This window comes from Bacillus sp. TL12 (assembly GCF_022625245.1).
In the GTDB taxonomy this organism is placed as follows: domain Bacteria; phylum Bacillota; class Bacilli; order Bacillales; family Bacillaceae_G; genus Bacillus_A.
The window spans coordinates 44,229-55,966 of the sequence record NZ_JAJJBY010000022.1; the positions used below are offsets into that span (position 1 = coordinate 44,229).

Sequence of the window (11,738 nt, forward strand, 5' to 3'; positions counted from 1 at the left end):
AAGAAAGCTTTTCTATTTTTGGTAATGTTTCCATAGTTCTTTTTTCGACGTTGTAATCGCTGTCGCACCAGCAGCTAACGCTCTTTCCACATCATCCACCGTACGAATAAATCCGCCTGCTAAAATCGGCACACCCGTCCGTTCTTTCACTTCCGCGATCACACCTGTTAAAGCGCCTGGAAGCACCTCAATATAATCTGGTTTTGTTTTCTCTAAAAGATTGCAACTTTTCTCCATCGCACTCGAATCAATTAAAAAGATACGTTGAATCGCAACAACACCCTTTTGCTTCGCCTTCATAATTACACTTGCCTTTGTCGATAATAACCCGTACGGCTTATACTCTTGGCACAAAAACTCTGTCGCATGGCCATCACTTTGCAATCCGTGAATTAAATCAACATGTAAAAATACTTTTTTGTCATGTTGCTTCGCCAGTTTCACAACACTTTTCAATTGACCGATATGAATATCTAAAATAACCATATACTCATAAGAGCTATGTAGTAACTTTTCTAAATCCTTAATCTGCCGAACAGCTGGCAAAATCTTTTGTTCATGAAATTCCATTCAAAAAGTCCCCTTCTTTACGTCATCATACCTTTTATAGTACACAATTTAGGCGAAAAGAAAAGCTAGTAGGAGAAATTTTCAGCTCTCTTTCTTGTCGCGCGGCGTCGAATGGTCGATATCCTATGTCGAATCGCCGATATACGGTGAGAAACGGTCGATATATTTGAAAAATCGCCGATAAAAAACCGCCCCCAATTCAGGGGCAGCTTTTATTGGTATATTTTTTTCAACTTATCAGATCCCATACCGCCTATAACCATAAGGACTAACGGTAAAAAATTCATGACATACGGTGCACCTGCTAAAATTGTTATACTTGCTCCTGCAAACTTATTTAACAGTAGTACACTGATTTTTAATAGTAACAAAAATAATCCCAACATAAATACACTATCAAAAAACATCTTCCATTTTGGATGCGCTAATTGTTTACTATCTTGAATTACTTTCTGCTTCAACTCCTCATCACTCCTCAATAACTCATCTATCGTAATACAAAATAGATCACTTAAATGAATGATAATTTCGATACTTGGATAGTTCTTTCCAGTCTCCCATTTCGAAACAGACTGACGACTTACATGAATTTTTTCATCCAAATCATTTTGTGACCAATTTCTTTTCTCTCTTTCTTCTTTTAAACGTTCGCTAAAAATCATAATGCGTTCACCGCCTCTCTCTATTTCTAGTATGAGTAAATGAATGATGAAGAGTAAAGATAGTTGTAGTTGCATAAACTGCGCAACTTATGCGTTACACCATATAATAGCGCTATTGTAACACGCAAATCGTTACTATCATTATTTCCTACAAAATAAAATAAGAAGAGAAATATAGTGCATTTCTCTTCTCAAAGTATTTTTATTAAAGCAACACAGAATCCTTATCACTTTCTTGATTCCGTCTCTCGCGCTCTTCTTCTAAACGCTTCATATATACTTCCCCTTCTTTTTCAATAAACTCATTATCCATATCTTGCTCTTTTTTAGAAGTATATAAAACCATGTAGCCACTTACGACAATCCCGATAATAACAAGATAAATCCACCATGGTAAAGTTTCCACTTGATTTCCTTCCTTTCCTAAGACAAGCCTTATTAGTTTCACTGTATGAGAGGAAGGACAAGATTATGACTTTTTTCCATACAAATCACGCACCCTTTTTAGAGTAATAGTGTCAGTATGTCCAAGATTGATAGATTCATTGCAATTGTCCTGAAGTTTTTGCACCAGAACCCTTTCTTTAATGATAGTGAAAAAAGGACACCCTCGCCAGATACTCCTAGCAAGCGTGTCCTTTTACATTTTTCTATCAATGAAACTATTATTTTACTCCTACGTCATTCCAAGCTTTTTGCACAGCTTGATATGTCGCGCTATTAACGCCATCGTAATCAGCAACAGATTGTAATAAAGCAGCACGTGCCTTGCTGAAATCACTTGTTGGTGTAAGGTACGTTGTTAAAGCACGGTAGTAGATTTTTTCTGCTTTTTCCTTACCAATAGCATTGATTGTTAAATAAGCAGCTTTATTTGGAATACCGCTATTGATATGTACGCCACCATTGTCTCCTTCTTCTGTTGGTGGTAAATATTGATAGTCATTCATATGAGCAGGTTGTCCATACTTTTCAGGATTTGATAAGCTGCGAAGTGCATCTCCTGCAACTTTTGGCGTAGTTACAGCTTCTCCTAAATCCCAGTTGGCTGGATCAACGAAATATCCAAATACATCAGAAAAAGATTCATTTAGTGCCCCGGATTGATTTAGGTATTCAAGCTCAGCTGACTTTTCAGTTACCGCATGTGTTAGTTCGTGTGCAACAACATCAAGCGAACCTGACAGCGGTGCAAATTCAACACCATCGCCATCACCATAAATCATTTGTTGTCCATTCCAGAATGCATTATTGTAGTTGGTTCCGAAATTGATTCCAGAACGAATTGTTGCACCTTTTCCGTCAAAACTATTGCGGTTATGAACATTTTTATAATAATCATATACTTTTCCTGCATTAAAATGAGCATCAACTGCAGGAGCTTGGCTCTTATCTATCCAAGCATTATCTTTATCGAATAGATAGTAATTATCTGGATTTTGCCAGTCAGTGCCATGATTAGTTGTAGTTGTCTCAATAAAGCCACCATTCATCGGCTTTGTTGTGTCTTTTAAATAGTATTTTCCATATTGACTGCTATAAGTTGTATTCAGGTTTTTTCGATCCCCAAATACGCCGGTGCCATAGCCTTTTTGCGGAGTATCTGCATCTGTAACTGCATTATATGAATTTACAATTGTTCCATCTTCCGCGTTTACATAGATTTGCCAGTTTGCTCCATAAGGTTTAATGAATTGTAATTGTACTTTATAAGCTAAGTAATAATTCCCGTCTTTTTCATAAACAACTAAATCTGCTTTTTCATTTGTAGATTTTGCTTTTTCTTTTATTTGTTCTAACGGAGTCCCATTTGTTTCTACAAGTGTATCTTTTTTTGCTAGATTAATATGTTTCCATGCATTTGAAAGGGCAGTTTCATTTGAAATCTTTGCCTTTGTATTTCCTTTCAAACGGTCAGCGGCAGCGGGATGTACGTCTCCATTTACCGTTGTTACTTTGCCATCACGATTTGTATGAACAATGAAACGTGCACCATCAACTGGAACTTTATTAATAGATTGAATGTACACATAATGTTTCATTCCTAAATCATCTGACTTTACTTCTTTCAGTGTTAAGTCCGTTTGTGGGTTGATTTTAAATAATTCTTTATTTTCTTCAAGGAACACCTTTACTGCTTTTTCTGAATCCACTTTTTTATCAGATAATTCTCCCGAAAGGAAGGATGGATTTCCTTGCTCATCATTCCATTGTTTTTGAACGACTTCCATTTTGTCCAAAGCTTCTTGCTGCGATACTTGTTCTTCTGCAAAGGCACTTGAAAATGGAGCACCTAAAACCATCCCTGTTGCTAGTAATGTAACGACGGATTTCTTCATTTCTATTTCTCCTCTCAATACTACAAATAATAAAGATGCATCTTGTTAAGGAGTATACAAATAAAACATTATCTTGTGGTTATTTATGCAAAATTACATATATTAAATTTTAAATTTTCACATTTTTTCATTCTCGGTAATTCTATTCTTTGTTATAGAAACATCCTTTTTCACAATGATTTATGGATAGAGGAATTTAGGGGGTAAAAGGCGGCATGACTTGAGTGTTTTTATTCTCATACAATAAAAAAAGAGAGCAACATGCTATATAAATCCATTTTGATTTCTCGACATACAAATCGCTGCTATGCAGAATATAGCAGGACGGCTACTGGCTTGCTCCCTTTGTTTTAATCTCGCATGTGGCAGGAAAAGGCACTGACCACTCCTATGTACGGCCAGATGCTCTTGTCCTCCCTAAAAAGAAAGGAGGGCTTTTATGTCGGTTTTTCAATTTGTATTTATATAGTAGCATGCGCTCATCTCTTAATATTTTGATAGTCTATATATTTTTTTACTATGGTCTCTTTCACTTTAAAAGAATAGGCAATTCTCTAGCAATATCATTTCTCGTTTTTATTGAAAATGAACTTTATATCTTCCTATCCAATGAACTGGTTCCTAAACTAAACTGCCCCGTTTCCACAATAAAAAGAGAGCTGTCCATAAGTCGGTTTCACCGGCTTATGGGACAACTCCTCTTAGTTTCACCTTATTCTATCGATGAATCCAAACTGCTCCTGCAGAATTGTCTTCAGCTTGACCTACTACCTCAAACTTTAATCCTAGTTTCGGTAACTTACGTCCTGCATCTGGAATGACGCTGTTGATATACTGCTTAGAATCATCAAATTTCGCAACCCCTGGTAATCCTTTGTAATCAAAGATTCCGCGAGTTGGTGAATCTACTTTCCATGCTGGCGTTTGATCAAATGAGAATGCCGCATCCGCAATTTGATAACGCGTACTGCTCTTCACAGTCGGCTTTCCGTTTAATGTCCCTACAATTGCCTCTGGATGAGAATCTACTACTCCTAAGAATCCTTCACCTGGGTGAACGCCTACCCAGTTATCTGTAAAGCTTTGATCCGCATACCATACAACCATTCCTGTATTAAATACTGGACCACGCGCATGTTTTAATGCCGTGTCAGAACCAGCATAATTTCTCCACTCTAAATAGTAATTATGTTTTTTCTGTTCAAATCCGTTAGATACAGTAAATCCTTTTAATGTCATTGCTGATTGTCCTTCTGCATCATCAGAGAAAACAACTTTACCATCTACAGTTAATGCTGCATTGTCTAACGCAAATCCTTTGTAAGACACTGCAATATCTGTTACATATTCAAACTGTAATTTTACTTTCTTTCCTTTGAATTGGCTTAAATCGTATGACTTATCAACCCACTTACCATCAGTTGTATCCATACCGCCTTTTACATCTTTTTCACCAATTCTATCAATACGCACTTTTGTTCCATCTTCTGTAATTGCATTTACTTCAAGGAAATCATACTTCGCTTCAAGCTCATAGAATGCCTTGTAATCAAACTTAGCATTCGCCGCATTTGTTAAATCAAATACTGGTGTTTCAAGTGATGTATGCATGTCGTTCCCTTTTGTACTGTAATAAAACTGCTTACCGAATGCTGCTTCGATATTTTTAATATTTTTATCAGGTAAGTTCACGCGAACGATTCCTGGTCGTTTAGATTTCGTAACACTTTGGTCGATATATGTTGCTGCACCAATACCACCGCGAAGCTTATCATAGTCTACTTCTAAAATATTCGCCCAGTTTCCGTTCATATTTTTTTGGAAAAACTCTTTATTTTGTGGTGAAAAACTCGTTGGCTCTGTTCCTGCAATTTTTCCAGACCAGCTGCCGCCACTCATAAGAGACCAAGATTCAACAGGTTCACCGTTCCCTGTATACTTTGTATCATATTCATCTGGTAAACCTAAATCATGACCGTACTCATGTGCAAACACACCAACCGCTCCATCTTCAGGCTCAATTGTATAGTCGTATGCCGCCATCTTTCCGCCCCAGTTCGAAACAGAAGATTTTGTACCATCAATTGCATATGGTTTTGATCCAAGTTTTGAACGATGAGACCAAATCGCATCATCTTTCAACTTACCGCCACCAGCTTCTTGTCCTACACCCGCATGAACAACCATTAAATGATCAATAATGCCGTCTGGCTCGTTTTTATTTCCATTTCCGTTGTAATCGTATTGATCAAATTGGTCAAAATCAGCTAAGTTAATCCCTTTTGCTACTGCAGCTTTTAATGCTTCTTTCACAAAATCACGTGGTCCTAAAGGCCCTTTATTATCATGACCAGTACCAGCATCCGAACCGTAATCCGAAGCTTTTCCTGGAACAGTTAACCATTCCGTTACAGTTCCATCAACTGTATAGCTACCGCCTGATTGCTCTTCGTAATATTGCTTAAATGTATTAATTTTTGACCCATCAAATAACGTAAATGGCTCATCGCCAAACAACATCTTTTGATAATGCTCACGATTAAAGTCCTTCGAATACATATATCCCGGTTCTTGATCAATATTGTTATGTTTGAAATCGCTAAATTCTACAAGTAAAACAAGCACTTTATCTGTGCGAACTGCACCGTTATATTCTGTTTGTTTCGCTGGTGTAGTCGGAACTTTTCCATTTAATTTCCTAGTATTCACTCCCGCATATTGACCAGCTACTGGACCTACTGCTGGCTGTTGCGCTTTTTCATTCTCCTGCATCTTCGCATCTTTTACTTTTTTCATAAAATCAGAAGCTTCTTGCGTAAGGCTATCCCCTGTTATTACTTCTTTCCCAGGGTTTTCCCCTTTCTTTTTCTCAACATACTTCTCTACAGCCTTTGACGTCTCAGCTTGTGATGCTGATTGATCAATGACTCCGCGCTCTTTCAACGCTTTCGCCAAACGTTCCTCCGGTATTAAATGCTCGTCAATCGGCAACGATGCTGATGGCGTTTCCGCATATGCAGATTGCCCCCCAAATGCAAACGTACTACTTAACACTGCCGCTGTTGCTAATACTGATAAAGGTTTTAATTTCTTATTCTTTTTCAATCCATTCCCTCCCTATGTCCTGCGAATTATCATTTTTTGTCGATATTTAAATAATATTGTTTGGTTATTCAATTTTCAATATATTTTAAAAATTAAGATATAAAAAAGGTTGAGAAATATTTTTCTGATAATTAAACATACAAAAAAAAGGCTCTGCTTGCTTAAGCAGAACCTTTTTCAGGTTGTGGAGAAATTTTTATCGGCGATTTTTCAAATATATCGATCATTCCTCACCATATATCGGCGCAAATTGAAATATATCGACCATTCGGCAAATAACGACACAAACAAAAATCTGTTACCTTTTCATAATGAAACATCAGTTAATGATTCGCATGTTGTTCGAAAAAAGCTTGGACATATTTCATAAATTCTTCCGGCTCTTGACGAAATGGCGCATGGTATCCTTTTTCGATTATATGGAATGTACTATTTTTGAATAATTGGTGATAGGTCTCACCATTTTTCCACGGAACACTTTTATCATTTCTCCCCCAAATAATTAACGTCGGCACCTGAATCGTATCTGCATCCATCACCATGCGGCGCTCTCTCATTTTCGTCAGTTCACGATAATGTTCTTTATCATCTCTGCTATTTTTCACTTCATTTTTATCATAATCCGTAATAGTAGATACAGTATTTATATCAGCTGATAATTTTGGCTTTTGAATATCTCCTTTTTGCTGAAAAGATTCGATTCCTGTCGAGTCCGCTAAAATGAGATGCGTAATCGCCTCAGGATATAAATAAGTTAAATTAAGAGAAATCTCTCCCCCCATCGAATGACCGAGCAGCGCAAACTGATCATAGCCTAGTTTTTTCATTAACTTATAATATAAATTTGCTTGCACTGGGAAGGAATACTGAAAATCCACCGGCTTCGAAGAACGTCCGAACCCTAAAATATCAACCGCAATAATCGTATGATCTTTCGCGAGTTCCGGATAAATATCACGAAATCCATCCGAAGAACCTCCAAAGCCATGAAGCATAAGCAGCGGCGTTTTTCCTTCCCCAATCTGTTTAAAATAGATTGTTTGCCCATCGATTTCTGCCATTTTTTCTTTTGTGTGTAGTTTCGTAACAAAAACATCTTTCACTTCTTCCACTTTCGCTGTCGGCTTCTCAACGATATTGCAAACGACCAGCACAACAAGCGCAAGGCAACTAATTATATAGAACTTTAATCGCTTCAAATAAAATATCTCCTTTCTGCCATTGTAACTATGGACACATATACTTAAAATTAGTTTTCACTTTTTACACATATTTTATAGCCACTACAGTTGTAATCAAATCAGTTACAACTATAACAAAAAAATATGTTTTCTGTCTATATAAGAATACATTAGATTACTTTCATACTATTTAACTATCTGTAATCATTATAGTTACAAACAAAAAGTAAGTCAATTCTTTTCTACGAAATTTATACTCCTTGTACTCTACTAAAAGATTGAGATGATTTATCAAACACCGTTAGTCTTTTGAACTACCCCCACTTAACAGTCTAACGAACTGTTTGAAGTGGGGGATTCCTACGAACACCAAAGTATCCCTCGGCTTTATAAGTAGGCAATCCCCGTAGTCCCTACGGTTAGAAGCCTTAAGGCCTCTTTTCTCAGATTTTGTCCTGCGTTGATATCTCTATCATGATGCATACCACAAGAAAGACACTTCCATTCACGCAATTCCAGATCTTTCACGTCTTTGTTTTTGTTTCCACAATGCGAACAAAGTTGAGAGCTGGCGAATGTTTTTGATACCACGACGACTTGTTTCCCATACCACTCTGCCTTATACGTAAGCATCGCTCTGAATTGTGACCAAGATACTTCTTGAATCGCTTTTGCTAGCTTGTGATTCTGTAACATATTGGATACTTGCAAATCTTCTATCCCAATCACATCGTGGTTTTTAATGATCATAGTAGAGAGTTTTTGCAAGTAATCGGTTCTTGCATTTGTGAGTCGTTCATGAATACGAGCCACTTTGATTCGCTGTTTATGCCAGTTCGCTCCACCTTTTGTACGGCGAGACAAAATACGTTGGGCATGAGCGAGCTTCTTCTCTAATACCCGAAACCATTTCGGATTACCAAATACCTCTCCAGTTGAAAGAATCGCAAAGTTTTTCACGCCAACATCCACACCAACAGCAGAACCTGTCTTTGGCAATTCTTGCACTTCTACTTCGGCAAGAATCGAGACAAAGTATGTCCCACTTGGATTCCTTCTGACAGTAACGCTCAAAATACGTCCTTCTACCTCACGACTTTTGGCAAACGTAACAAGGCCAAGTTTCGGTAACTTTATTTTATTACCTACAATCGCGATGTTCCCATTCGTATGCTTCGTTGTATACGATTGGACTGTATTGTTTTTCGACTTAAACCGAGGTGCTTTATTTTGTTTATTGAAGAATCGTGAATACGATTCAGCGAGGTTGTGAAGAGAAGATTGAAGAGCCGTGCTGTCCACTTCTTTGAGCCACACAAATTCTTTTTTGAGAGCAGGTAATTGCGAAGAACAAGTGCCATAGGTTAATCCTTTTCCTGTTTCTTTATATTTATCATTCCATTTTGCCAAAAAGTAATTAAATACAAAACGAGAACAACCCATTGTTTTCGCAATACGTATTTTTTGTTCTGCGCTAGGGTAGATCCGGAACTTATACGCTTTATGGACGAGCACCACTTTCCACCTCACTTCCTATTTTGGTTTTTCTACATGCTTTTTTCACGTTATTCATGAGAACGATATTAGAATGTACCCAAAAAAATACTTCTCTCGTATCATTTCTTCTTTTTTGTCGAAATTCCTCTCCCGCCCTTCAAAAATGTATACATATGGACGGACTTTTATGATGGAACAATTCCTTATATGCAAGAATGCTTCTTACTGCATCACTTTCCTTCTATAGGAACGAACGAATTCCGATACCTCATACTAACTCTTCAACAAGAAGAACTCTTAGCCTTTTGCCTAACCGCCATTCATCTCCCACCTACTCATTGGACCATATCCTATCCATTCCTTGAGGTGGGAGTTTTCTGTCGGGAAATGATAAAGTGAAACTTTAATCAGTGGGGGTTTTCTTCATCCCCCACTGATTATCAGCCCTCACCAATCGGGCTTTTACGGGCAGTTGATCCCCCACCTACCTTCCTCGTTTCTCTCTGAATCTTGAGGCGGGGGTCTTACTGCCCGTTAATGCGGGATAAAATTTACAGATAAGCAGGTGTCCATATGAAACTATACTTTAAAGATATTGAATTAGGTAAAATCACAGAAGTATCCACAGATGCACCGTGGATGCATGGAACGATTCACTTAAATGAAAATAGTCAGCCATTTCATGAATATTTCCGTGGGATGGTTGATGAGGAAAATGAATTTGATTTTGAAGTCGTAGATCCAGAATTTTTAGCGGAAAGTAATTGGTCTATTTTTGATGAAAATGAAGGTAAATACTTAGAAATCGATATACCGGCCATTTACATAGAAGATACAACAATCGCATGGCGCTGGAGGTAAAGAGTGCAAAATAAAAGAAGAACGTCTATTAGTGAGGGTAAACGTTCTTCTGTTTTTGCTGTAAATTCACTTAAATTTCTTGTGCTACAATTCCACCAGTGTTCCCATGTGAGTTGGAAGGTGCTCCACCATCTCCAACATTGTATGCTAAGTCAGGTCTTGCTGGTGCTGGTACATCCCCGTGATTAGCTTGTTGTGAAAATGAACTATTTAAACCAACAGATATGATACCAACTAACGCTACTCCTGTTACCACAACACGAATTTTTTTAAACATTATTTTAATGCCCCTTTCTCAAACGTTTTTTCTTTTGCCTGTAATGCTGTGTGGAAATACTCACTTGCTTTGACATGATTGTTTTCACCGTAAAACTTAACTGCTAGCTTTTCTGTATATTCTTGAGTGTAATTATATAGTGATTCTTTGTCGAAATAGGTAATTCCTTCAAGAATAATCTTTTCTAATTCTTCTGTTGAAATATTATTATTTAGTGCTTTTAAAATAGTGAAGTGATGTATATATTCTTCATTATTCAATTCAGCACAAATATTTAAGCCTTTTATAAGTAACTCCTCAGCAATATTTATTTCGCCTAGTTTACGATGTTCCCTAGCTTGTAGAAAAATAGCTTTAAAGTGTGTCGACATTTTTGTTGTAACCTCGGATAGATGACGAATTGCCAATGCTGAAAGGTTTTGACTTGCATATAACCATCCCAAGTTATGACGCACCCTCAAAAGCAAAGTTTCATTATCTTGTTTTTGTAAAATATCTATTGCGGAACTCAAACATTCCTCAGCTTGTTCGTATTGTCCTATTTGGATAGCAGTTAATCCTAAAAGGTTTTCCGATAAGGCAATACTCATTTCATATCCTGTGTGCTTTAAGAAAATTTCTTTAGCTTTGTTTACATATTTTATAGTATTCATTGGTTGCGTTGTATAGTAAAAAAATGCAGAAATACGATAATAGAATTCTGCACGTTCTAACTCATCAGGCACATGCTTCAACAGTTTTTCGGCTTTCTCGTAATATTCACTAGCATCATTATAATTCGTTGTTAAGGTAGCATGTATCGCTTTAAAAAAGTGGTAATAATACAAAAGAACCCCATCAGACGGTGTGTTATACGATTCAATTACATCAAAACTATTTTTTGTAATACTTAAACTATCAGTCAACACTTTACATCTAAAATCTAATAAGGCATAATATAACAATAAATTTTGATCTTCTTCGATATTAGCAATCTTCCCATCAATCTCTTCTTTCAATCGTGTCGCTTTCTCCACTTGCTGCTGCAACATCGACTGATACCAAGCGTCTAATGAATGCTTAATCTGTTCTTTCGTTATTACATGTGCACTCATAACGATTCCTCCTTCTTATTTTCCACGTGAAATATCCTGAATATTAATACAATTACACAAATTGTATATCAAACCCCTTCTTTACGTTAATTGAAAAATAATTGTCAGAATATTTCACCATTCGAGCGCAATTAAAAATCATCCCATAAAAT

10 protein-coding genes are annotated in these 11,738 nt (G+C 36.9%); 1 reads left to right on the top strand and 9 read right to left on the bottom strand.

Annotated features, from left to right (window positions below):
- Positions 1 to 12: 12 nt before the first annotated feature.
- The 7 genes from LOK41_RS18770 to tnpB form a co-directional block, all read right to left on the bottom strand.
- Entirely contained in the window at positions 13 to 570 is a 558-nt protein-coding gene (locus LOK41_RS18770) for a glycerol-3-phosphate responsive antiterminator (protein WP_241817813.1), read from the bottom strand.
- 212 nt (positions 571 to 782) lie between these two features.
- Positions 783 to 1,232 carry a helix-turn-helix domain-containing protein gene (locus LOK41_RS18775; RefSeq protein ID WP_241817837.1) on the bottom strand — a complete coding sequence of 150 codons (450 nt, stop codon included), beginning with the start codon at positions 1,230 to 1,232 and terminating at the stop codon, positions 783 to 785.
- 205 nt (positions 1,233 to 1,437) lie between these two features.
- Positions 1,438 to 1,638 (bottom strand): sporulation YhaL family protein, encoded by a 201-nt coding sequence (locus LOK41_RS18780; RefSeq protein ID WP_003195714.1) that lies wholly within the window; start codon positions 1,636 to 1,638, stop codon positions 1,438 to 1,440.
- A gap of 259 nt (positions 1,639 to 1,897) precedes the next feature.
- Entirely contained in the window at positions 1,898 to 3,571 is a 1,674-nt protein-coding gene (locus LOK41_RS18785) for a M4 family metallopeptidase (protein WP_241817814.1), read from the bottom strand.
- Between the two features lie 717 nt (positions 3,572 to 4,288).
- Positions 4,289 to 6,676, bottom strand: coding sequence for an immune inhibitor A domain-containing protein (locus LOK41_RS18790; RefSeq protein WP_241817815.1), 2,388 nt, complete (start codon positions 6,674 to 6,676; stop codon positions 4,289 to 4,291).
- 323 nt (positions 6,677 to 6,999) lie between these two features.
- Positions 7,000 to 7,875 carry an alpha/beta fold hydrolase gene (locus LOK41_RS18795; protein ID WP_241817816.1) on the bottom strand — a complete coding sequence of 292 codons (876 nt, stop codon included), beginning with the start codon at positions 7,873 to 7,875 and terminating at the stop codon, positions 7,000 to 7,002.
- Between the two features lie 369 nt (positions 7,876 to 8,244).
- Positions 8,245 to 9,372 carry an IS200/IS605 family element RNA-guided endonuclease TnpB gene (gene tnpB / locus LOK41_RS18800; protein WP_241817817.1) on the bottom strand — a complete coding sequence of 376 codons (1,128 nt, stop codon included), beginning with the start codon at positions 9,370 to 9,372 and terminating at the stop codon, positions 8,245 to 8,247.
- Positions 9,373 to 9,927: 555 nt separating this feature from the next.
- Here tnpB and LOK41_RS18805 point away from each other — a divergent pair.
- Positions 9,928 to 10,215, top strand: coding sequence for a hypothetical protein (locus LOK41_RS18805; protein ID WP_241817818.1), 288 nt, complete (start codon positions 9,928 to 9,930; stop codon positions 10,213 to 10,215).
- Between the two features lie 70 nt (positions 10,216 to 10,285).
- On the opposite strand, the gene LOK41_RS18810 is transcribed toward LOK41_RS18805, so the two are convergent.
- Both LOK41_RS18810 and LOK41_RS18815 read right to left on the bottom strand, forming a co-directional pair.
- The gene (locus tag LOK41_RS18810; RefSeq protein WP_241817819.1) at positions 10,286 to 10,492 is read right to left on the bottom strand and encodes a Phr family secreted Rap phosphatase inhibitor; all 207 of its coding nucleotides are present in this window, start codon (positions 10,490 to 10,492) and stop codon (positions 10,286 to 10,288) included.
- Complete coding sequence (locus tag LOK41_RS18815) at positions 10,492 to 11,586, bottom strand: Rap family tetratricopeptide repeat protein (protein WP_241817820.1); 1,095 nt, start codon at positions 11,584 to 11,586, stop codon at positions 10,492 to 10,494. Before LOK41_RS18815 ends, LOK41_RS18810 begins: the two co-directional genes overlap by 1 nt.
- Positions 11,587 to 11,738 lie beyond the last annotated feature (152 nt).

Bases quoted from the DNA above. Each gene is read 5' to 3' on its own strand.
- LOK41_RS18770 (WP_241817813.1), bottom strand. From the start codon at position 570: ATGGAATTTCATGAACAAAAGATTTTGCCAGCTGTTCGGCAGATTAAG.
- LOK41_RS18785 (WP_241817814.1), bottom strand. From the start codon at position 3,571: ATGAAGAAATCCGTCGTTACATTACTAGCAACAGGGATGGTTTTAGGT.
- LOK41_RS18815 (WP_241817820.1), bottom strand. From the start codon at position 11,586: ATGAGTGCACATGTAATAACGAAAGAACAGATTAAGCATTCATTAGAC.
- LOK41_RS18810 (WP_241817819.1), bottom strand. From the start codon at position 10,492: ATGTTTAAAAAAATTCGTGTTGTGGTAACAGGAGTAGCGTTAGTTGGT.
- LOK41_RS18805 (WP_241817818.1), top strand. From the start codon at position 9,928: ATGAAACTATACTTTAAAGATATTGAATTAGGTAAAATCACAGAAGTA.
- LOK41_RS18775 (WP_241817837.1), bottom strand. From the start codon at position 1,232: ATGATTTTTAGCGAACGTTTAAAAGAAGAAAGAGAGAAAAGAAATTGG.